Source organism: Nocardia coffeae (assembly GCF_019890715.1).
GTDB lineage: Bacteria > Actinomycetota > Actinomycetes > Mycobacteriales > Mycobacteriaceae > Nocardia > Nocardia jiangxiensis.
Genome location: NZ_JAINZY010000010.1, coordinates 321,414 through 343,167 on the forward strand (window position 1 = coordinate 321,414; position 21,754 = coordinate 343,167).

The following is a 21,754-nucleotide window of genomic DNA, read 5'->3' on the forward strand; positions in this document are numbered from 1 at the left end:
CGCTGCTGCCGCAGATCGGGGGCTTGGACCGGTGACCCCTGACCAGGCGCGCGACAAGGTCGCCAAACTCCGGGCGCACGCCGCCAGCGTCGACGGCACACCCGAAGCGGCCCTGTTCTACGCCAAGGCCAACGAACTCGCCCGCGATCACGGCCTGCCACTCACCCCGCACACCCAGCGCGCCACCGAGACACCGCGCCCCACCGGGGCGCGGCCCGGCCAGGCGCAGCAGCAGACGACCACCACGACACCGAGGAGGACCACCATGACCAGCAGCACCGCCACGACCAAGACCAAGACCAGCAAGCCCACCCGTAAGGCGACCGACGGCACCCTGCGCAACGCGTTCAACCCGCGTGCCCGCGCCGGATTCGGCCGCACCAGTGAACCGGGCGCCGAGGTCAACGGGTACATCGTCGCGATGGAGGAGGAGCCCGATCTGGACTACTACACCAAGGCCCCCAAGCTCGACGCCGACGGCAACGAGCTCATGGTGCCGATCCTGATCATCCAGACCGACGGCAGCAACAAGCCTTATGGGCAGGGCCTGCGGAAGGTGTGGGTCCGGACCGGAATCGCCGATGCCCTGATCGGCGCCTGCCTCGACGCCGGGGTCAACCGGACCGCGATCGGCGGCAAGGTCCGCATCCGCTACGAGGGCCTGGGCGAACCCGCCCGCGCGAACTTCGCCGCCCCCAAGCTCTACACCGCGGTCTACGAGCCGCCCATCGACGAGGAGGCATGCTGATGACCGACCAGCACGACGCAGCCGCGATCCCGGACACGGTCAAATTCCGTGTCACCGGCGACCGCACCGCGGTCAAGGCCATGATCGACGCCCTGGACCCCATCGTCGATATCGTCACCGACTGGCGAATCTTCCCCCAGCGCAACGGAACCAGCGTGAGCGCCTACCTCGAAGCCCGTACCTGCGCGCACGAGGACGACAGCACCAGCGCTGGCGAGGATACGGAAGGTGGTGCGTAATGACCGACGGAATCCCGGCCGCTGAGCAATTCGAGCCCGTCGAGTTCGGCTCGCGCATGCTCTACCTTCCCGGCCAAACCGCGCCCACGCACCACGGGCAGCCCGAGGAATCCGCCGCCAGTGCGCACACGGTGCGCAGCAACAACGGTGTGCACCACAGCGCACCGAGCGATGCGCAGGCAAAATCGAAGACGTTGCGGGCGTGGCCGATCCTGCTGCTGGCATTGCCCGCCTTCGTCGCGATCTGGTCCGGATGGGTCGGACTCGGACAGCTGACCGGGTTCGGGCCTGTGCGGCCGCTGCCCGGCATTTGGGACCAATTCACGCTGAACACCGCGATCACGCTGCCGATCGGGATGGAAACGTACGCCTCGTACGCGCTGTACGTGTGGCTGTCCGGCCGCATCCGATCCGACCGAACCCGCGGCTACGCCAAGTACTCCGCATTCGGCAGCCTCATCCTGGGCGCAATCGGGCAGGTCGCGTACCACCTGATGCGCGCGGCTGGCGTCACCACCGCCCCCTGGGGCGTGACCGTGCTGGTCGCCTGTCTGCCCGTCGCCGTGCTCGGCATGGGCGCCGCCCTGGCGCACATGATCATCCGTGAACACCACCACGCAACAGGCCCTGCCGCGAACGCACCAGCGGTGCACAACCTGTCCGAGCAGGTGCACAGTCCCGAACCTGTGCGCACCGTCTCGGTGCGCGAGCTACGGACCGAGACCTATTCGACGACCGGGGAACTGGCAGCCCCGCTCGCGCTGCAGCCGATCGAACCGACACCACGCACCGCCCTCGAAGTCGGGGGTGCGAAGGATCGGTGGGCCGAAATTGCCTATGCGGTGTGCGATGCGGACCCGGCCGGTCGGCGCGATCCGAGCAAGGTCGCCACCATCCTGCGGCTGAAATTCGAACAGCAATGGTCGCACTCCCGCATCGCCGACCACGTTGAGCTGAGCGCTTCGGCGGTCACTCGCACGCTCACCGCGGCTCGTGAGCACATCAATGTTCTGGAAGGAGGTCAGCAGTGATGACCGAAATTGAGCCGACGGCGGGGCCTGAGGCCATTGTCGAAACGAGTTGGTACACAACGGAAGAGGTTGCGGAGTTGCTCAAGGTGGATGCGTCGAGTCTTCGCCGGTGGCGTACCGCGCGTCCGCCGCAGGGGCCGCCGTTCGTGCAGATTTCCGGCAGGGTTACTCGTTACTTCGGTGCGGATGTCGTGGCCTACCTGCGGAATCGTCGCGTTGATCCGGCGGCGGCCTGATGTCGCAGCAGGTTGATGTCATTCCGCTCGGTGTCGCGATCAGTGGTGATATCGAGGAACGCGGGAAAGTTCCGTCCTTCCGGGCTCGCGTCCGGTGGACGGATCCCGCCACGAAAAAGCGGGCGTCGAAGTCCGAATCGTTCAACTCCCGGGATGACGCCGAGGAATGGATCGAGAAGATCCGCCGGGCGGCTGAGCGTGGTGTTGATCCCAAGACGGCGACCTCGACACTGAAGGACTATGGGAATGCCAACTGGGACACTGCGATGCGGGGGTTGGAGGACAAGACCGTCGGGGATGCGTACAAGCCCGCGTGGCGGTTGCGGATCGTTCCGACGATCGGACATCTCCCGGTCACCATGATCACCGCGGGTATCGCTGATCGCGCGGTCAGCGGCTGGATCTCGGATGGCTGCAGCAGGTCCTCGGTGAAGAACTCCCTTGCCGCGCTATCGCGGATCATGGACCAAGCCGTTCGTGATGAGGTGATCGAGAGAAATCGGGTCGAGGTAACCGGGTGGCAGCGTCAATACGACCGGTACGAAGACGAGCTGGACGATCCGCGGTCGCTGGCGCTGCCGAACTGGGATGCCCTGGACACGCTGGCGGATGCGCTGGTCATCGCTTCGGCTGACCAGTACCCGGTATGGGGTGACGTCGTGAAATTCGCAGCGTGCACCGCATCACGAATCGGCGAGGTGTCTGGTTGCCGAGTCCACGACATCGACACAGAGCAATGGATCTGGACGTTGCGGCGCCAGACCTCCCCGGGGCCTGGCGGCCTGAAGGATAAGGGCACCAAGGGAAAGCGCTCACGCAGGATCCCGATTATCGAGGACATCCGCCCGATGGTGCTCGCCCGAATCAAGGCCGCCGGCGAGAAGCCGGATGCTCGGTTGTTCGTCGGCCCGCGGGGCGGTCGGATCCAGACCGGCGTGCTCCGGAAAGCCACACATTGGCCCGATGTCGTGACCAAGCTCGGCTACGAACATCTGCGCCGTCACGATCTGCGGCACACGGGACTGACGTGGCTCGCCGACGCTGGCGTGCCGCTGCATCGGCTCCAACAGATCGCCGGCCACACCGATCCACGGATCACCGAGCGCTACCTCCACCCGGACATCGAGTCGCTTCAGGCCGACGGGGTCAGGTTGTCGATTCACCTCCGAGCGCCGTCCGGTCCCAAATTGGTCCCAAAGCTCAGAGCCGTTCAATGAACAGAACCCCTTCCGACGCTGGTCGGGAGGGGTTTTCTATGTCGGGCTGACAGGATTTGAACCTGCGACCACCTGACCCCCAGTCAGGTGCGCTACCAAGCTGCGCCACAGCCCGTGGCGTCCGCTTTCGCGGTGCTCGACGAGATTACCCCACCACCCCCCGGTTGGACCAAATCGGCACGCTACCGGGGCGGAGTCGGTTCGCACGACCCGTGCGAACAGGCGCGGGGGTGCGGTCCGCGAGGGGCCTGGATCGTCGTGGATCGGTGCGTCGGGGTGCGTTCAACTCCACAGCGTCACATGCACTTTCGGGCGGAAGCGGGTGACGCCGACGCCGGATCCGCGGATCATCGCCTGGATGCAGCGTGGGGTGGTGATGAACCGCAACAGTTCCGAGACCGCGGGCTGGCGGGTGTCGGGCGGCAGGGTTGTCGCGCACCACTCGTCGGATATCTGCAGGCCGGGTCCTTTGATGTGGCTCAACCGGCCGGTCGCGAGGTCGGCGGAGACGGCGAAGCCGATTATCGGCGTGATGCCCCCGACGCGGCGGACCTCTTCGAGGGCGGCGGCATCGCTCTGGAAGATCCGCTGGCGTGATTCGGGAATGGCCAACTCCCGCAGCATCGTCGCGATGTGCCCGTCGACGCTGCCGGCGCTGGGCCCCAGCATCCAGTGCTGCTCTCGCAGCAACGCCGGATGCGGTGCGGCGACGGCCAGCGGGTTGTCCGGCCGCGTGACCGAAATGATCTGATACTTCAGGAACGGCGCAGCGGTGATGGTCGTGTCGGTGGCATCCTGGCCGGGCCCCAGCGCGATATCCACCGCGCGGCTCTCGATCAAGCTGCGGAACCGGCTGGTGGGATGCACACTGAGCTCGACCGACAGATCCTTGGCCCGCGCGGCGAACAGGTCGATGAGGCCGGGCGCGGCATGTTCGGCGAACGCATTCGATGCCGCGATGCGTAGCAGCCGCCGACCGTGCGCTGCCTCGCTCACCTCGATGGCGGTCTGGCTCTGCAGTCCGAGAATCTCGATCGCCCGGCTGGCCAGGCGCAGCCCGCCGGGCGTGAAGGCCAGACCGGACGCCGTGCGGGTGAACAGCGGGTCGTCGAGTTCCTTGCGCAGCTGGGCGATGTGTGTCGAGACACCGGCATCGGTCATCCCCAGCTCTCTGGCTGCCGCACGCACGGAGCCGAGCCGCACCACGGTCGAGTAGGCCCGAAGCTGGGCGGGCGTCACATTCCGAGTCTACTTTGGAGGTGTACGCAGCGCCGACGGCTGCATCGCGTCTGGAGGACGCATCATGCAGGACGTGCTCACGGATCTGATGACAACATGGAACGCCGGGGGCACGGCCGGGGTCGCGACGGTCGTGCGGACGTTCCGTTCGTCGCCGCGGCCGCCCGGCGCCGCCATGGTCGTCGCCCCGGACGGCACGGTCGGCGGTTCGGTCTCGGGTGGGTGCGTCGAGGGCGCGGTCTACGAACTCGCCACCGACGTCATCCGGACCGGTTCTCCGGTGCTACAGCGGTATGGGTTCTCCGATGAGGACGCCTTCGCCGTCGGTCTCACCTGCGGCGGCATCATCGACATCTTCGTCGAAGCCATCTCGCGGGAGAGGTTTCCCGAACTCGGCGAAGTCGCCGCGGACATCGCCGACCACCGGCCGGTCGCGATCGCGACCGTCATCGAGCACCCCGACGCCGGCCGGACAGGGCGAAGGCTGCTGATCCGGCCGGGCAGTGCGCAGGGCACGCTGGGGTCGGCGCGTGCCGACGACGCGGTCATCGACGACGCACGCGGGCTGCTCGCGGCGGGGCGCACCGAAGTGCTGTCTTACGGTCCGGACGGGCAGCGCCGCGGTGCGGGTATGGGCGTTTTCGTCGCCAGTTACGCCCGGCAGCCGCGGATGCTGGTGTTCGGGGCGATCGATTTCGCGGCCGCCGTCGCCCAGCAGGGATCGTTCCTCGGGTACCGGGTGACGGTGTGTGACGCGCGGCCGATCTTCGCCACTTCCGCCCGGTTCCCGACGGCCGACGAGGTCGTCATCGACTGGCCTCACCGCTATCTGGCCGCGCAGATCGCGGCGGGCGCGGTGGACTCGCGGACCGTCGTGTGCGTGCTGACCCACGATCCCAAGTTCGACGTGCCACTGCTCGAGGTGGCGCTGCGCGCGCCGGAGATCGGCTATGTCGGCGCCATGGGGTCGCGCCGCACGCACGACGAGCGGCTGGGCCGGTTGCGACAGGCGGGCCTCACCGAGGAGCAACTCACCCGGCTCGCCAGCCCGATCGGGCTGGATCTGGGTGGTCGGACACCGGAGGAGACGGCGGTGTCCATCGCAGCCGAGATCATCGCGCGACGCTGGGGCGGACAGGGCGGCTCGCTGACCCGGACAGGCGGCCGGATTCACCACACGACCAGCGCGAACAGTGAATTAAGTGATTCCTTGAATCGGTCTTGACGGTTGCGTCGGCGGGGCAGAGGCTTGGCTTGTTCCCACTGATGTGAGGTCGATCACATGCAAGTTCCTGGGCCATTCGAATACGAGCGCGCAACGGGCGTGGATCACGCCATCGGACTGCTGGACCGGCTCGGGGAGGAGGCTCGCGTCGTCGCGGGCGGGCACAGCCTGCTGCCGATGATGAAGCTGCGTCTGGCCAATCCGGAATATCTCATCGACATCAACGACCTGGCCGCCGAACTGGGTTACATCGTCACCGATCCGACCCTGGTGCGCATCGGGGCGATGGTCCGGCATCGGCATGTGCTCGAGTCCGCCGATCTCGCCGGGGTGTGCCCGATCTTCCGGGACGCCGAGCGGGTGATCGCGGACCCGGTCGTACGCAACCGCGGCACCATCGGCGGCTCGCTGTGCCAGGCCGACCCCGCCGAAGATCTCTGCACGGTCTGCACGGTCCTGGGCGCCACCTGCCTGGTCCGCGGGCCGTCCGGCGACCGGGAGATCGCGATGGACGACTTCCTGGTGGGTCCGTACGAAACCGCCATGTCGCACAACGAACTTCTGCTCGAGATCCGAATTCCGGTGCGGCATCGGACATCGAGCGCTTACGCGAAAGTGGAGCGCAGGGTCGGCGACTGGGCGATCGCGGCGTCCGGCGCGACGGTGACACTGCGCGGCGAGGCGATAGCGGCCGCGCGGATCGGCCTGACGGCGGTCGGCTCCGATCCGGCGGCGCTGGCCACCGCGGCGGAGGTGCTCATAGGCGAGCCGCCCACCGAAGAAGTATTCGCGGAGGCGGGCCGTCGCGCGAGCGCGGCGTGCTCACCCGTCTCCGATGCGCGCGGCAGCGCGGACTACAAGCGCCATCTCGCGTCCGAACTGACCGTTCGCGTGCTGCGCACCGCGGTCGAGCGCGTCCTCGATGCCCCTGCGCCGGAAGGGAATTAGCCATGCAGGTAACCATGACCGTCAATGGCGAGCCGGTGACCGCGGAGGTCGAGCCACGCACCCTGCTCGTGCATTTCCTGCGAGATCAGTTGCGGCTCACCGGAACCCACTGGGGCTGCGACACCAGCAACTGCGGCACCTGTGTGGTGGAGGTCGACGGCGAACCGGTGAAGTCGTGCACGATGCTGGCCGTCATGGCCGGCGGTCGTGCGGTGCGCACCGTCGAGGGGCTCGAGGTGGACGGCCGGCTCGATCCCGTGCAGGAAGGCTTCATGCAGTGTCACGGGCTGCAATGCGGATTCTGCACGCCCGGAATGATGATCACCGCCCGCGCCCTGCTCGACCGCGACCCGAATCCGGACGAGCAGACGATCCGGGAGGCGATCTCGGGCCAGATCTGCCGCTGCACCGGATATACCACCATCGTGCGGTCGATCCAGTGGGCCGCCGCGAAGCAACGAGGCGAAGCGGCGCAGCCCGAACCGGCCGCCACGCCGACGCCGGTTGGGAGAACGTGATGAGCACCGTCGAGTCCCGGCCGAAAGACCGTGTCGACAACGACCACAAACCGTGCGGTCACGGCAGGATGCTCCGCAAGGAGGATCCGCGGTTCATTCGCGGACACGGCAATTACGTCGACGACGTGTCCCTGCCCGGCATGCTGCACATGGCGATCCTGCGTTCCCCGTTCGCGCACGCGCGGATCGTGAACGTCGATGTCTCTGCGGCACAGGCGCATCCGAAGGTCAGAGCGGTCGTCACGGGTGCGGATCTGGCGGCGAAGGGACTGGCCTGGATGCCGACGCTGTCCAACGACGTGCAGGCGGTGCTGGCGACGGACAAGGTCCGGTTCCAGGGGCAGGAGGTGGCCTTCGTCGTCGCCGAGGATCGCTATTCGGCGCGTGATGCGCTGGAGCTCATCAACGTCGAGTACGAGATGCTCGATCCGGTGATCGACGCCCGGACCGCACTGGCGCCCGGGATGCCGGTGATCCGCGACGATCTCGAGGGCAAGCAGAACAACCACTGCTTCGACTGGGAGACCGGCGACGCCGCTGCCACCGAGGCGGTGTTCGCGCGCGCCGACGTCGTCGTCGAGCAGGAGATCGTCTATCCGCGAGTACATCCCGCCCCGATGGAGACCTGCGGCGCGGTCGCGGATCTGGATCCCGTGACGGGCAAGCTCACACTGTGGTCGACGAGCCAGGCGCCGCACGCGCACCGCACGCTCTACGCGTTGGTGGCCGGGCTGCCCGAGCACAAGATCCGGGTGATCTCACCCGATATCGGCGGGGGTTTCGGCAACAAGGTGCCCATCTATCCGGGATACGTCTGCGCCATCGTCGGGTCGCTGCTGCTGGGCAAGCCGGTGAAATGGATGGAGGATCGCAGCGAGAACCTCACCAGCACCGGGTTCGCCCGCGACTACATCATGCTCGGCGAGATCGCCGCCACCGCAGAGGGCAGGATCCTGGCCATTCGGTCGACCGTGCTCGCCGATCACGGCGCCTTCAACGGCACGGCCGCGCCGTTGAAGTATCCGGCGGGCTTCTTCGGCGTGTTCACCGGCAGCTACGACATCGAGGCCGCCTACTGCAGGATGACCGCGGTCTACACGAACAAGGCGCCCGGCGGCGTCGCCTACGCGTGCTCGTTCCGGATCACCGAGGCGGTCTACTTCGTCGAGCGGCTGGTCGATTGCCTGGCCCATGAACTGAAGATGGATCCGGCCGAGTTGCGGCTGCGCAATCTCCTTCGCCCCGAACAGTTCCCGTACACCAGCAAGACGGGCTGGGTCTACGACTCCGGCGACTACGAGAAGACCATGCGCCTGGCGATGGACATGATCGGCTACGACGCTCTGCGAAAGGAGCAGCGGGACAAGCGCGCCCGCGGCGAGTTGATGGGTATCGGGATGTCCTTCTTCACCGAGGCCGTCGGCGCCGGTCCGCGCAAGGATATGGACATCCTCGGGCTCGGGATGGCCGACGGCTGCGAGCTGCGCGTCCACCCGACCGGCAAAGCGGTTGTGCGCCTTGCGGTTCAGACCCAAGGGCAAGGGCACGAGACGACCTTCGCCCAGATCGTCGCCGAGGAACTCGGCATACCGCCCGACGACATCGACGTGGTGCACGGCGATACCGATCAGACTCCGTTCGGCCTGGGCACCTACGGCAGCCGGTCGACGCCGGTCTCGGGGGCCGCGGCCGCGCTGGTGGCGCGGAAGGTGCGCGACAAGGCGCGGATCATCGCCTCGGGCATGCTCGAGGTCTCCGTCGCCGACCTCGAGTGGGAGAAGGGCTCGTTCCACGTCAAGGGCGATCCGTCCGCGGCCGTGACGATCCAGCAGATCGCGATGCGCGCACACGGCGCCGGCGATCTGCCCGAGGGCATCGAGGGCGGACTCGATGCGCAGATCTGTTACAACCCGGAGAATCTCACCTACCCGTACGGTGCGTACTTCTGCGTCGTGGACATCGACCCGGGGACGGCCGTGGTGAAGGTGCGGCGCTTCCTGGCCGTCGACGACTGCGGCACCCGGATCAATCCGATGATCATCGAGGGGCAGGTGCACGGCGGCATCACCGACGGCATCGGCATGGCGCTGATGGAGATCATGGCCTTCGACGAGGACGGCAACTGCCTCGGCGGATCCCTGATGGATTACCTCATCCCGACGGCGCTGGAAGTTCCGCATCTGGAGACCGGCTACACGGTCACCCCGTCACCGCACCACCCGATCGGTGCGAAGGGCATCGGCGAATCGGCGACGGTCGGATCTCCGGCTGCGGTGGTCAACGCGGTGGTGGATGCGTTGGCGCCGTTCGGAGTTCGGCACGCCGACATGCCGCTGACCCCGTCGCGGGTGTGGGAGGCCATGCAGGGCCGGGCCCGACCGCCCATCTGAGGTGGGTGTGAGCGATGGGATCACCGATGAAGATGAACGAACGGGCAGTGCAACTGGTCCGCACTCGGACTCCGTTCGTGCACGCCACCGTCGTGCGTGCGCAGCAGCCGACCTCGGCGCACGCCGGGGACGAGGCGATCCTGTTGCAGGACGGGACGATCGAGGGATTCGTCGGCGGCCAGTGCGCCCAGAACTCGGTCCGCAAGGCGGCACTGGGTGCGCTGCAGTCGCACGAGAGTGTGCTGCTGCGGGTACTTCCCGACGGCGATCTGCAGTTTCCCGAAGCGCCCGGCGCGACGGTCGTGGTGAATCCCTGCCTGTCCGGCGGTGCGCTGGAGATTTTCCTGGAGCCGCAGATCCCGGCGCCGCTGGTGCGCATCTGCGGCGCGACGCCCATCGCGGACGTCCTGGCCGAAATGTGCGAACTGGTCGGATTCGAGGTGCAACGCACTGTTGCCGAAGCCACTGTCGCCGAAGCCGATTCGCCGGCCGATACGACGGCGGTGGTGATCGCCAGCCACGGCGGTCCGGAACCCGAGCTGATCCGCGCCGCGCTCGACGCGGGTGTGGAATATATCGGGTTGGTGGCCAGCAGGGTTCGGGGAGCCTCGATTCTCGAGGGGCTCGGGTTGACCGACGTCGAGCGGGCGCGGGTGCGCACTCCGGTGGGGTTGCCGATCGGCGCCAAGACCTCCGCGGAGATCGCCGTCTCGATTGTCGCGCAAGTGATCCAGGCGATCCGCAAAGGTGGCTTGGCCGTGCCGCCGCGCCCGGTGCGGGTCGCGGTCGAGGCGCTCGACCCGGTGTGCGGCATGACCGTGACGGTCGGGCCGGACACACCCCATCTCACCCTCGACGAGGTCGACTACTGGTTCTGCGGCTCCGGCTGCCGCACCTCGTTCGCCGCGGCGAGGACCGGCTCATGACTACCGGATTCGTTACCGGAGTGGTACTCGCCGCAGGAGTCTCACGACGTCTCGGAACTCCGAAACAGCTACTGCCGTACCGGAATACGACGGTTCTCGGTGCCACCCTCGAGGCGGTGCGCACCTGTGCTTTCGACCAGATCATCGTCACCCTCGGCGGCGCGGCGGCGGCGGTCCGGCAGCGGGTCGATCTCGCCGGGCTGGAGGTGGCCTTCGCCGAGGACTTCGGTTCGGGCTGTTCGTCGTCGTTGCGCTCGGCCCTGCGCGCGGTGGACCCCCGTGCCGCCGGAATCGTATTGATGCTCGGTGATCAGCCGGGCCTGTCGGCTGCGACGGTCGACCGGCTGATCGCCGAGGGAACCTCCACCGCGATCACCGTCTGTCGCTACCGCGACGGTGTCGGGCATCCATTCTGGCTCGGGCGCAGCGTATTCGGCGAGTTGGCCCGACTGCACGGCGACAAGGGCGTGTGGAAGATCATCGAGTCCGGCCGCGTCGCGGTGGCACGAGTCGACGTCGACGCGCCGGTGCCCGTGGATGTGGACACCTGGGACGACTACGTGCGCCTGCTCGCCGCGACCTCGCCATGATGTCGCCGTTCGACGATATCGAGGACGTGGTCCGGCGATTCGACGCCGAGGACTACCTCCTCGACACCGGGACCGCAGCCGCCTTCTATCTGGCCACCACATTGGGTCGGCCGCTGCTACTGGAAGGCGAACCGGGAGTGGGCAAGACGACAGCGGCCAAGACCCTGGCCACCGTTCTGGGTGCACCGCTGATCCGCCTGCAATGCTACGAGGGCCTCACCGTGAGCGAAGCGCTCTACGACTGGAATTACCAGCGTCAACTGCTGAGTATCCGCCTGGCCGAGGCGCGCGGCGCCGATCTCGCCGAAGCCGACCTGTTCACCGAGACATTCCTGGTCGCCCGCCCGATCCTGCGCTGTGTGCGCTATCGCGGTCCGACACCGCCGGTGCTGCTGGTCGACGAAATCGACCGTGCCGATGACGAATTCGAAGCGCTGCTGCTCGAATTCCTCGGTGAGGCCGCGGTGACGGTGCCCGAACTCGGGACCTTCGCAGCCGAGCAGCCCCCGCTCGCGGTGCTGACCTCGAACCGCAGTCGCGACCTGCACGACGCGCTGCGGCGACGCTGCCTGTACCACTGGATCGACTACCCGGAGCCGACCCGCGCCGTGGCGATCGTGCGACGCACGGTGCCCGGGGCGACCGACGCGCTGATCGAGCGCGCGACCCGATTCGTCGCCCGCGCCCGCGATCTCGACCTCGACAAGCCGCCGGGCGTCGCGGAGACCATCGATTGGATCGCCGCACTGGCGACGCTCGACGTCGCCGATCTCACCGCGCCGGAGGCGGTCGCGGCGCTGAGCGCACTGGCGAAGACACCCGACGACCGCACGGCCGTGCACGCGGAGTTCGTCGAATACACCCGAAGCCTCGCGACCGGATGAGAGGGATGTTCCGATGAAGATCGCCAACGAATTCACCGTCAACGCACCCGTCGAGCAGGCATGGGAGGTGCTGACCGACCTCGAACAGGTGGTCCCGCTCATGCCCGGCGCACAGATGATCGGCTGGGAGGGAGAGGACTTCCTCGGCAAGCTGAAGGTCAAACTCGGCCCGGTGACCAGCGAATTCACCGGGAAGGCACACTTCACCGAGCGCGACGAACACGACCATCGCGCCGTCATCGACGGCCGCGGCCGGGATTCACGCGGCTCCGGAAACGCGGCGGCGATCATCACCACGCGACTGCGCGAAGACGGCGACAGGACCCGCGTCACCGTGGACACCGACCTCAAGATCGTCGGCAAGCTCGCCCAATTCGGCAGCGGGATGCTGCAGCAGGTGTCGGAGAAACTGCTCGGCCAATTCGTCACCTCCCTCGAAGCGAAACTCGCGGCAGCCGACACGGCCCGCGCGGAGACCGAGGTCGGGGCCGACCGCCGAGAGATGCGGCCGCAGCCGGTCGTACCACCCGAGCCGGCACCGCTGGACCTCGTCGACCTGGTCAAGCCCGCGGCGCTCGCGAAATATGCGCCCGCGATCGCGCTCGGGCTGGTCGCCGTAGTCGGAATCATCCTGGTACGCAAGTGGATGCGCGCGAAATCATGACACGAGCGGTCATGCTGCGCGGTGTCGATCTGGCCGCATTCGCCGTCGCGGTGGTCGCTCGGCTGCGGCGCGGCGGTGTCGCGGTCGCGCCGAGCGGGCCCGCGCTGTTCGTGCAGGCGCTGGGCCGCATGGCGCCGCGGTCGCGCACCGAGATCTACTGGGCCGCGCGGCTCACGCTCGTGGATCGGATGCAGGATCTGGCCGCGTTCGACGCGGTCTTCGCGACAGTTTTCGCCGACGCGGTGCTGGGCGTCGACCCGCCGAGCCGAACGCACGGACTGCCGAACGAACGCGCGTCGCCCCCGGGCCCGCGGGGGCGGGGGCAGCATCGGCAGGGTGGTGAAGTCCCTTGGGCGACACTGCAATCGGTGACCGGTGCCGACCGGTCGACAGACCAGGGTCCGGCGCTCCCGGACGTGCTGCCGAGCCGGTTCGCGGCACGAGCACAGGAACCGTTCGACCGCTTCGATCCGGACGATCTGCGGACGATCGGCGCATGGCTGGAGCGGGCAGCGGCACGTTGGCCGCAGCGCAGCAGCCGACGCCAGGTAAACCATCCGCACGGCAATCGGATCGACTTGCGGGCGACGATGAAGAACTCCCGCCACACCGGCTGGGAGTCGACGGTGCTGGTCCGCACCCGTCCCCGAAACCGCCCGCGCCGCATCGTCATGATCTGCGACCTCAGCCGCTCCATGCAGCCGTATTCGACGATCTACCTGCACCTGATGCGGGCCGCTGTGCAACGCCGTTCGCCCGATCGCCCCGAGGTGTTCGCCTTCTCCACCCGGCTGACCAGGCTGACCTCGGTGCTGGCGCACCGTTCCGCGGATGCCGCGGTAGCTCGGGCCAACGACAAGGTGGTCGACCGCTACGGCGGCACGCATATCGGACGGTGCCTCGGCACGTTACTCACAACGCCGTCCGGCAACGCGGTGCGCGGCGCGGTCGTCGTCATCGCATCGGACGGCTGGGACAGCGACGCTCCCGATGTCCTGGGCCGTGCGATGGCCCGGATCCGCCGCCGGGCCTGGCGCGTCATCTGGCTGAATCCCCGTGCGGGCGACCCGCGATTCCAGCCGACCACCGGTGCGATGGCGGCGGCCCTGCCGTACTGCGACATCCTGATGCCCGCGCACACTCTGGCGGGCATGCACGCGTTCCTCCAAGCCCTGACGTCGGCGATCGTCACCTGATGGACAGCGTCTACGAACTCGGTCACTCCCAATCATGCTGGGGTTGAATCGAATTGGTGCTCCAGCCCGAATTTCGTGATCAAGAGTGGTGGGGCTCGTCGGAAGATGTTCGTGTTCACTGCGCCATGGCGCGGAACTCGGTGTGTAGCGAGTCCTGCAGTCGTTCGAAGGTGTCGTCCACGGATTCGGGGAGGCCGAAGCCTCCGGCGGATTCGAGGGTGACGATCCCGTGGCAGACCGTGCGGACCATGCGGACCGCATGGACGAGGTCGGCGTCGGACAGGTGGTAGCCGCGCAGAGCTGCGGTGAGGACCTGGTAGGCGCGGGTGGCGACCCGAATGTAGGTGTCGTCGGCGGTGGCTGGTGCGACGATGCCCGCGGCGTAGCGGCCGGGGTGGGTGCGTGCGTATTCGCGGTAGGCGGTGCAGATCGCGCGCAGCGCGTCCCGGCCGGAGAGCCCGGCGGTGGCGTCGGCGAGCACGATGGTCAACTCACCGACCGACAGGATCGCCAGATCGCGTTTGACGGCCTCGAGATTGTCGATGTGCTTGTACAGGCCCGGCAGAGAGACGCCGCAACGCTGCGCCACCGCGGCGAGGGTGAGCCGCTCGAGACCCGCCTCGTCGGCGACCAACGCGGCCTCGGTGATGATTCGATCGCGGGTGAGCCCAGCGCGCGGCACGTCGACTACCGGCCTTCTCGGCCCAGCACGATGCCGGTACCGGTGATCACGATGAGCAGCAGAGGTCCGGACACGAAGGCCAGAGTAGCGAGGCCCTGAATCAGGAACAGATACCCGATCCCCGAGCCGACGATCGCGACCGCCATGGCGATGGCGGTGTAGTTCAGCCACCTGGGCAGCAGCCTGGACCGCACCGCCGCGACCGACAGTCCGGCCAGCAGGAACATCTTCACCCCGTCGAACCGGTTGGTCAGTTCGAAGAGCAGATGGACGGAATCCGGGGAGCCGCTACGGGCCAGCGTCAGCCCGAGCACGAACTGAGTGAACGAAATCAGCGCTGCCGCAACGCCGGTCACCGCAGCGAGCCGAGTGACGAGCGGAGTGCGGGCAGCACGAGCCAGGGCCAGCGAGACGACGGCCAGGCCGATGGCCGGCAGCCCTTCGGTCAGCAGGAACTGCGCGCCGAAAGCGCCGGTGTGGCCGGACAACTCGCGGATGATCTCGCTGCCGGAGTCGGCGAAGGTCGGAGCGGGGGCGCCGACGGTCAGCCCGGCGATCCAGGAGGCCGAATAGGCGATGCCGACGACGGCGGGGAGAGAGGTGAGGGCGGCGCGGCGAGGGTGAACGACGGCGATGGACATGGTGGGCAGCTCCCGTGTGTTAGTGCTATTAACTACAAGTTAAGGCAATTAACTTTGAAGCGCAAGGCCGGATCGGTCCGCACTGCGATCACTGTCGCCGACATCGACAACCTCGATCGTGGGTGCGAGGGCTCGGGGCCGAGTCGGGCAATCGGCATGGTCCGCACTGGACGTCGGTCTCGCGGCGATACGTGGTCGCGAACGACTGCGGAACAGTTGTCATTCGGCGCGACCGGATGTCTTTGGCCGCAACCGATCTCGTCGCAGATTCCCGCCTGATATCCGAGCGGGCCCGACCTCGACGCCAACTCGCGGGGCGAAGGGTCGGGCTCCCTCGAATGCGACAGGGAATGAAGTCGCCTGCAGTGCACCAGAATTCATGGCACACGATGCTGCGGCCGTTTCGCGTCCGCCAGCAGCCGCTCGATCTCGCGTTCTACTCCCGCGACGGAACTCCATCGCTTGCCACCCGGACGGCCGAGCATCGACGCATCGTGCCACCCGTCAAGCTGCAGATGCTATGCGCCCCATGGATATTGGGGCTCGGACTGTCGAGTGATCGAGACGAATGGGCGGAAGCGCTCTACTGTGAACGGGCAGCAGGGCGGCGACGTGGCTGTCGTTTCTCTGCCGCGACCTCGGTGGCGGGCGTCGGGGGCTTGCGTTGCCGGACTGCGCGGTTCGGTGGCGTATGTGCGGCGCCGGATGCGGCCAGTGCGATTCGGACGTACCGTTCGGCGAGTTGGCTCGGGTCCAGTGGTCCGTCGGGTTGGAACCAGCGGGCGATCGACTGGCACATGCCGAGCAACGCGCGAGCCGTCTCGGCCGGGTCGTCCAGGGTGAATACGGCCTCACGCTCACCGGTCTCGAGGATCTCGGTGAGCAGGGTCTCGATCTCTTTGCGGTGGGCGGCATAGCGTTTGCGGTTCGGCGGCGAAAGATGCCTGAGCTCCAGATCGAGCGCGGCCAGCCGAGTCCGGTGTGCCATGTGCAGCACGACCGTCTCGATGACGTTCATGAATTTCTGCCTCGAACCGTCGCCGGCGGCCGCGGCGGCCTTGACCCGCCAGGTGGCCTCGGCGGCGCTGAGTTCGAGCAGGGCGACGAACGCGCCTTCCTTGCTGTCGTGGTGATAGTAGAGCGAGGGGACCGTCTGTCCGACGCGCCTGGCGATGTCGCGAACCGTTGTGCCGTGGAAGCCATGCTCGTAGAACGCCTCGAGGGCGGCTGTCAGGATCGGCGTCATCTCCAGCGGCTCGTAGAGCCGCCAGTCGGCACCGGCTTGTGCGGCCTGTTCTTGCGGCATTGCCCACCTATCGGAATCGTCGCGACCTGCGCCGAGTCTACTGAGTGGGTCCTCGGGAAGGTGTGAACGGCGGCGTCGCGGTATCCGGTACTTAGCGAGCGCTAGATAATTTGTGACAGATATCTCCATTGCGAAGCATCCTTTGACTTCCGGCGGTCTATCTAGCGATCGTTAAGTGCATTGCGGTGTGAGCCGCCGCGCAGATCCAGGAGGACACCTATGACTACGGCCGTTATCGTCGACGCCATCCGGACGCCGTCGGGCAAGGGCAAGCCCGGCGGGCAGCTGTCCGGAATCCACCCGGCAGCGTTGCTGTCTCAGGTGCTGACCGCGCTGGTGCAGCGCACCGGCATCGACCCGGGCATCGTGGACGATGTCCTGGGCGGGTGTGTCGGTCAGGTCGGTGAGCAGGCGGTGAACGTCACGCGCAACGCGGTGCTCGGCGCCGGCTTTCCCGAGCATGTTCCGGCGACGACGATCGACCGTCAGTGCGGATCCAGCCAGCAGGCAGCGCATTTCGGGGCACAGGGCGTGATCGCCGGTGCCTACGACGTCGTCATCGCCTGCGGTGTGGAGTCGATGAGCCGGATCCCGATGGGGACGGCGCTGATGGGTGCGGATCCCTACGGTCCGAGCGTGGCCGCACGCTACCCGGACGGGTTGGTGGGCCAGGGCATCTCCGCCGAACTGCTCGCGGCGAAGTGGAAGCTCGACCGCGACACCCTGGACGAATTCTCTGCCCGATCCCATGCCCGCGCCGCGGCGACCGCGGCAGCAGGCGGATTCGACAACGAAGTCGTGCCCGTGGACGCCGACGGCGTGGTCCGGCGCGGCGACGAGACGGTGCGTCCCGCCACCACCGCGGCAGGCCTGGCCGCGCTGAAGCCGTCGTTCCGGGATGAGGTGCTGCACAAGCGGTTCCCGCAGATCGATTGGAAGATCACGCCCGGCAACTCCTCGCCGCTGACCGACGGAGCCTCGGCGGTACTGATCATGAGCGAGGACAAGGCGAAGGCTCTGGGGCTGCAGCCCAAGGCGCGGTTCCATACCTTCGCGGTCTCCGGCAGCAACCCGCTGCTGATGCTCGACGGCGTGATCCCGGCGACGAAACGTGCGCTGGAGCGTTCCGGACTTTCGCTGGAGGATCTCGACGCGTACGAGGTCAACGAGGCGTTCGCGCCGGTGCCGCTGCTGTGGCAGCGCGAATTCGGTGCGGACCCCGACCGGCTCAACCCGCGCGGTGGAGCGATCGCGCTGGGCCACCCGCTGGGCGCGTCGGGCACCCGCCTGCTGACCACGCTCGTCCATCACCTGCAAGCCACCGGTGGACGCTATGGCTTGCAGACCATGTGCGAAGGCGGCGGCATGGCCAACGCCACGATCATCGAACGCATCTGAGGAACGGGCCGCACATTGTGCGGAAACAGCCCGACGGCCGTCGGGTCCGTGCCGGGTTCAGGCGTCGTATCCGGCCGGAATGCCTTCCAGGATCATGGTTTTGGTCTCCAGGCAGGGCAGCAGGCCCTCGCGGCCACCCTCCCGGCCGATGCCGGACTGCTTGAAACCGCCGAACGCGATGCCGAAGTCGGTGCGGTGTCCGGCTTGCCGCGTTCCGAGGCAACGACCCCGGGGACCTCGTGCGTCATACATCCACTCCTCGTGTACTGATTCACCCGGCGCTCACTCGTCTCCGGCCAGCAGCGGCAGGACTTCTTCGCCGAGAGTGCTCACGGTGCGCCGGGCGACGTCGACGGACAGGCCGACCGGCGCGACGCGGGCCTGCACCTGAGTGATGCCGTGCGCGCGGTAGTCCCGCAGCCGGGCGGCCACCTGTGCGGGAGTACCGATCAGCAGCGGTTCACCCGCACCGTCGGCCCGGCCGATGTTCCATGCGGACCGGGATCGGTAGTAGCCCAACACTTTCGCCAGACCCTCGGCGTTGCGCCGGGCGCGGTCGCCGTCGGTGTCCACGATGCACAGCCGGTTGACCGCGATTCGGGGCCGGGCCGGGGAGGCGGCAAGGTAAGCGGCGGCCTGGTCGAACAGCAGGCGGTCGGAATAATTGGTCGCCGCGTAGTAGCCGTCGCCCAGTGCGGCGGCGCGACGAGCGGGCGCGATTCCCTTGCCCCCGACCAGGATCGGCGGCCCGCCGGGCTGGTGCGGGGCGGGCACGTAGGCGTCGTCCGGACGGTCGCGCCAGACCTCGCGCAGCCGCGTGAGCAGCGCATCCAGCATGGGCCCGCCGGGGCGATCGGGACCGCCGAGCTTGCCCCGCAACACATCCGGGCCCAGGCCGAGGCCCAAGGTCAGGCGGCCCTCACTGAGCTGGTCCAGCAGCGCGGCCTCGGTGGCCAGCCGGTCGGCGTCCAGGGCGCGGGCCAGCAGCACGCCGGTGCCCAGCCGCAGGCCGGTCAGCGGGACCAGCCGGGCCAGCACCAGCAGCGCGGCGGGTAGGTGGAACGCCTCCGGTTTCGTGTGGTGGCTCTCACCCAGCCACACCGAGTCGAAGCCGGCGCGTTCGGCCCGCGCCAGCAGCGGCTCGGCCGCGCGGACCTGGTCGGCGATCGGGCCGGCGGCTGGATCGCTGCCCAGATCCAGAGCGAGGCCCAGGCGCAGCGGTGCGGTCACTTGATCGCGATCGCGTTGCTCGGCGAACCGGCCCCGCCGATGAGGTTGAGCGGACTCGCGGTCAGCATGAACTCGTAGCAGCCGTCCGCGGCGCAGTCGGCGGCCAGCTCGTCCAGGGCCCACAGCTCACCCATGGCCATGCCCAGCAACGCGATCAGCGGCCGGTGGATCATGCCGTTGTGGTTGGGGCCCTTCTCCGGCGGCGGGTAGGCCGCGTCGTAGAAGTCCGAGTTCTGCGCCGGATACCGTTCCACGCCGGTGTTGTCCGCAGCCACCATGGCGATCCGGTGGTCCCACAGCCAGCGCACGACCGCTTCGGTCTGCGCGAGGCCGGGTACGGAGCGGTGCTTGTTCAGCGCGATCCGCTCCTGCGTGGACAGGGCCAGGTAGCGGCCGGCCCAGCCGGTGCGCACCAGCAGCAGGTCCCCGTCGAGGATGTCCACGCTGTGGGCGGCCGCGGTGGCCTCCAGCAGGTCCGCGTCGAACGCGGTGGCATCGTCGACCTGCAGGTGGGTGCCCTGACCGGCCAGGTAGCGGTCCACGTCCAGCAGCACGCCGCGGCCCACGATCCCGGCCTGGGCGTAGTTGTGCACGCCCAGCACCGTGGTGTCGCCGGTGACCTCCTCCTTGGGCCGGCCGCCGTAGAAACCGTGCTCGGGGTGGCCGATGTGGCGCAGCGAGTCGATCTGCGAGGAGGACTGCAGGTAGAAGGAATCCAGGTAGTCGTCGCGATGAAAGGCGTTGTTGGCGAAGGTGTGGTGCTCGGCGGCGTGCCGGGTGCCCGAGGGGAACGGCTCGAACGCGTTGACCGGGTGGTCGAGGTTGAACCGCTTGCCGGTACGCACCATGCCCGCGGCGCGCACGATCCGCTCCGGGGTGAGCAGGTTGACCGTGCCGAGCTGGTCCTCGGCGCCCCACAGGCCCCAGGCTGAACCGGCAGGCGCGTCGGTGCGGGCGCGCAGTCCGGCGTAGTCGGGCAGCGCGGTGTCCGATTTCTCTTGCTGGACGGTCATTTCCGGTCTCCACTCTCTGCGGTGCCCGCGGTGGCGAGATCCCGCGGGTCGGTCGGCTCGGCCGAGGACGGACCGACCTGATGTTCGGTCGTGTGCATGTCGATGCCGCGGGTCTCGGGCAGGAACGCCGCGCCCAGCAAACCGGCCAGGCTGACCACCACCATCGCCCCGGCCAGCAGCCACGGCTTACCGCCCAGAGCGCTGACCAGGCCCAGAGCCACGATCGGCGCGGTCGAGGTGAGTATCGCGGTGCTGAACTCACGCGACAGCGCGACACCCGTGTAGCGGTAGCGGGGCTCGAACAGCTCGGCCAGGAAGGCGGCCTGCCCGCCGGTCAGGGCCTGGGTGAACGGGGCGATGATCAGTGCCTGGGCCACCCAGTAGGGCAGGTTTCCGCCGAGGTCGAGGATCAGGAAGTAAGGAACGGCGGTCAGCGCGGACAGGGCGGTCATGGTGATGTACACCGGCCGCCGCCCGAAATGGTCGGACAGCCGTCCGGCCACCGGCACCAGCATCATCGCGACGATGGCGCCCAGCAACGAGCCGATCAGCACACCGAACTGGCTGGCGCCGTGCTTGACGCCGTAGGTCAGCGAGTAGGTGGACGCGACGTAGGCGTTGAATGCGATCGGCGCGGTGAGCAGGATGGACAGCAGCAGTGTGCGGGGCGAGCGGCGCAGGATGGCGACGATCGGGATGCGCCGGGATTCCTGGCGCTGACCCAGGTCCTCGAACACCGGCGATTCGGCCATCCGCAGCCGCATGATCAGGCCGATGATGATCAGCACGAAGCTGATCAGGAACGGTAGCCGCCAGCCCCAGCTGTAGAGCTGTGCCTTGGGGAGGTGGAATACGGTCAGGCCGACGATGGTGGCCAGCACGATGCCGATGTACACGCCCATGCCGGGCAGGGAGGTCCAGAAACCGCGCCGCTTGCGCGGGGCGAACTCGGCGATCATCACGAACGAACCCGCGAACTCCGCGCCGGAACCCAGGCCCTGCAACAGGCGCAGCACCGCCAGCAGGATCGGGGCGAGCAGGCCCGCGGTGGCGTAGCTGGGCAGCACACCGATCAGCGTGGTGGCCGAGCCCATCAGCAGCAGGGTGAAGCTGAGGGCCTTCTTGCGGCCCAGCTTGTCGCCGATGTGGCCGAACACGACGGCACCGATCGGTCTGGCCACGTAACCGGCGCCGAAGGTGGCCAGCGCGGCCAATGTGCCTGCGGTCGAAGAGAATTTGGGGAAGAAGATGGTGGCGAAGATCAGCGACGCGGCCTGGGCGTAGACGAACATGTCGTACCACTCCAGCACGGTGCCGATCACCGATGCGGGAAGCAGGCTACGGCGCTGGGTTTCCCACGACGACGTCGTCGAGGAGTCGCTCATGGCGTTTCTCCGGTCTGTACTCGAAAAATCCGGGGGTGATGGGATGGG

The 21,754-nt window shown here is 68.0% G+C and carries 22 protein-coding genes, 1 tRNA gene and 1 pseudogene; 15 read left to right on the forward strand and 9 right to left on the reverse strand.

Going from position 1 to position 21,754, the window contains the following annotated elements; translation table 11 throughout:
- Positions 1–31 precede the first annotated feature (31 nt).
- From K7711_RS31940 to K7711_RS31960, 5 genes are all read left to right on the forward strand, one after another.
- Positions 32–748 carry a DUF2786 domain-containing protein gene (locus K7711_RS31940; RefSeq protein WP_222973917.1) on the forward strand — a complete coding sequence of 239 codons (717 nt, stop codon included), beginning with the start codon at positions 32–34 and terminating at the stop codon, positions 746–748.
- The gene (locus K7711_RS31945) at positions 742–987 is read left to right on the forward strand and encodes a hypothetical protein (protein ID WP_222973919.1); all 246 of its coding nucleotides are present in this window, start codon (positions 742–744) and stop codon (positions 985–987) included. The genes K7711_RS31940 and K7711_RS31945 overlap by 7 nt, the downstream gene beginning before the upstream one ends.
- Positions 987–2,018, forward strand: a complete 1,032-nt coding sequence (locus tag K7711_RS31950; protein ID WP_222973921.1) for a sigma-70 RNA polymerase sigma factor region 4 domain-containing protein — start codon at positions 987–989, stop codon at positions 2,016–2,018. The genes K7711_RS31945 and K7711_RS31950 overlap by 1 nt, the downstream gene beginning before the upstream one ends.
- Positions 2,018–2,254: a helix-turn-helix domain-containing protein gene (locus tag K7711_RS31955; protein WP_222973923.1), complete on the forward strand. Its 237-nt coding sequence runs from the start codon at positions 2,018–2,020 to the stop codon at positions 2,252–2,254. The genes K7711_RS31950 and K7711_RS31955 overlap by 1 nt, the downstream gene beginning before the upstream one ends.
- Before the next feature lie 359 nt (positions 2,255–2,613).
- Positions 2,614–3,471: a tyrosine-type recombinase/integrase gene (locus tag K7711_RS31960; protein ID WP_235748080.1), complete on the forward strand. Its 858-nt coding sequence runs from the start codon at positions 2,614–2,616 to the stop codon at positions 3,469–3,471.
- A gap of 41 nt (positions 3,472–3,512) precedes the next feature.
- Here K7711_RS31960 and K7711_RS31965 read toward each other — a convergent pair.
- A tRNA-Pro gene (locus K7711_RS31965) sits at positions 3,513–3,586 on the reverse strand.
- A 167-nt stretch (positions 3,587–3,753) separates the two neighbouring features.
- On the reverse strand, positions 3,754–4,710 hold the full coding sequence (locus tag K7711_RS31970; protein ID WP_222973925.1) for a LysR family transcriptional regulator: 957 nt from the start codon (positions 4,708–4,710) through the stop codon (positions 3,754–3,756).
- Between the two features lie 64 nt (positions 4,711–4,774).
- Between K7711_RS31970 and K7711_RS31975 the strand changes: the two genes are divergently transcribed.
- From K7711_RS31975 to K7711_RS32015, 9 genes are read left to right on the forward strand one after another with little or no spacing between them, the layout of a single operon-like run.
- Positions 4,775–5,935: an XdhC family protein gene (locus K7711_RS31975; protein WP_222973927.1), complete on the forward strand. Its 1,161-nt coding sequence runs from the start codon at positions 4,775–4,777 to the stop codon at positions 5,933–5,935.
- 57 nt (positions 5,936–5,992) lie between these two features.
- Positions 5,993–6,883 (forward strand): FAD binding domain-containing protein, encoded by an 891-nt coding sequence (locus K7711_RS31980; RefSeq protein ID WP_222973928.1) that lies wholly within the window; start codon positions 5,993–5,995, stop codon positions 6,881–6,883.
- A 2-nt stretch (positions 6,884–6,885) separates the two neighbouring features.
- Positions 6,886–7,401 carry a (2Fe-2S)-binding protein gene (locus K7711_RS31985; protein WP_222973930.1) on the forward strand — a complete coding sequence of 172 codons (516 nt, stop codon included), beginning with the start codon at positions 6,886–6,888 and terminating at the stop codon, positions 7,399–7,401.
- The gene (locus tag K7711_RS31990; RefSeq protein ID WP_222973932.1) at positions 7,401–9,791 is read left to right on the forward strand and encodes an aerobic carbon-monoxide dehydrogenase large subunit; all 2,391 of its coding nucleotides are present in this window, start codon (positions 7,401–7,403) and stop codon (positions 9,789–9,791) included. The genes K7711_RS31985 and K7711_RS31990 overlap by 1 nt, the downstream gene beginning before the upstream one ends.
- A gap of 26 nt (positions 9,792–9,817) precedes the next feature.
- Positions 9,818–10,717 carry an XdhC family protein gene (locus K7711_RS31995; protein ID WP_222973934.1) on the forward strand — a complete coding sequence of 300 codons (900 nt, stop codon included), beginning with the start codon at positions 9,818–9,820 and terminating at the stop codon, positions 10,715–10,717.
- Positions 10,714–11,307 (forward strand): nucleotidyltransferase family protein, encoded by a 594-nt coding sequence (locus tag K7711_RS32000; protein WP_222973936.1) that lies wholly within the window; start codon positions 10,714–10,716, stop codon positions 11,305–11,307. The genes K7711_RS31995 and K7711_RS32000 overlap by 4 nt, the downstream gene beginning before the upstream one ends.
- Positions 11,304–12,191, forward strand: coding sequence for an AAA family ATPase (locus K7711_RS32005; protein WP_222973938.1), 888 nt, complete (start codon positions 11,304–11,306; stop codon positions 12,189–12,191). The genes K7711_RS32000 and K7711_RS32005 overlap by 4 nt, the downstream gene beginning before the upstream one ends.
- 13 nt (positions 12,192–12,204) lie before the next feature.
- Positions 12,205–12,855 carry an SRPBCC family protein gene (locus K7711_RS32010; RefSeq protein ID WP_222973940.1) on the forward strand — a complete coding sequence of 217 codons (651 nt, stop codon included), beginning with the start codon at positions 12,205–12,207 and terminating at the stop codon, positions 12,853–12,855.
- Positions 12,852–14,051: a vWA domain-containing protein gene (locus K7711_RS32015; protein ID WP_222973941.1), complete on the forward strand. Its 1,200-nt coding sequence runs from the start codon at positions 12,852–12,854 to the stop codon at positions 14,049–14,051. Before K7711_RS32010 ends, K7711_RS32015 begins: the two co-directional genes overlap by 4 nt.
- A gap of 115 nt (positions 14,052–14,166) precedes the next feature.
- Here the strand turns inward: K7711_RS32015 and K7711_RS32020 are convergent, their stop codons facing one another.
- The 3 genes from K7711_RS32020 to K7711_RS32030 all read right to left on the reverse strand — a co-directional run bounded on the left by K7711_RS32020 (position 14,167) and on the right by K7711_RS32030 (position 16,680).
- Positions 14,167–14,733, reverse strand: a complete 567-nt coding sequence (locus K7711_RS32020) for a TetR/AcrR family transcriptional regulator (protein ID WP_222973943.1) — start codon at positions 14,731–14,733, stop codon at positions 14,167–14,169.
- 5 nt (positions 14,734–14,738) lie between these two features.
- Positions 14,739–15,374 carry a hypothetical protein gene (locus tag K7711_RS32025; protein WP_222973945.1) on the reverse strand — a complete coding sequence of 212 codons (636 nt, stop codon included), beginning with the start codon at positions 15,372–15,374 and terminating at the stop codon, positions 14,739–14,741.
- Between the two features lie 583 nt (positions 15,375–15,957).
- Complete coding sequence (locus K7711_RS32030; protein WP_222973947.1) at positions 15,958–16,680, reverse strand: TetR/AcrR family transcriptional regulator; 723 nt, start codon at positions 16,678–16,680, stop codon at positions 15,958–15,960.
- A gap of 219 nt (positions 16,681–16,899) precedes the next feature.
- Here K7711_RS32030 and K7711_RS32035 point away from each other — a divergent pair, with 219 nt between their 5' ends.
- Positions 16,900–18,078 carry an acetyl-CoA C-acyltransferase gene (locus K7711_RS32035; RefSeq protein ID WP_222973949.1) on the forward strand — a complete coding sequence of 393 codons (1,179 nt, stop codon included), beginning with the start codon at positions 16,900–16,902 and terminating at the stop codon, positions 18,076–18,078.
- 57 nt (positions 18,079–18,135) lie between these two features.
- On the opposite strand, the pseudogene K7711_RS32040 reads toward K7711_RS32035, so the two are convergent.
- The 4 genes and pseudogenes from K7711_RS32040 to K7711_RS32055 all read right to left on the reverse strand — a co-directional run.
- Positions 18,136–18,267, reverse strand: a pseudogene (locus tag K7711_RS32040) (aldehyde dehydrogenase family protein); the annotation flags it as partial.
- Between the two features lie 93 nt (positions 18,268–18,360).
- Entirely contained in the window at positions 18,361–19,308 is a 948-nt protein-coding gene (locus K7711_RS32045) for an LLM class flavin-dependent oxidoreductase (protein WP_222973952.1), read from the reverse strand.
- Positions 19,305–20,321 (reverse strand): cyclase family protein, encoded by a 1,017-nt coding sequence (locus K7711_RS32050; protein WP_222973954.1) that lies wholly within the window; start codon positions 20,319–20,321, stop codon positions 19,305–19,307. Before K7711_RS32050 ends, K7711_RS32045 begins: the two co-directional genes overlap by 4 nt.
- Positions 20,318–21,706 (reverse strand): MFS transporter, encoded by a 1,389-nt coding sequence (locus tag K7711_RS32055; protein ID WP_222973956.1) that lies wholly within the window; start codon positions 21,704–21,706, stop codon positions 20,318–20,320. The genes K7711_RS32050 and K7711_RS32055 overlap by 4 nt, the downstream gene beginning before the upstream one ends.
- Positions 21,707–21,754 lie beyond the last annotated feature (48 nt).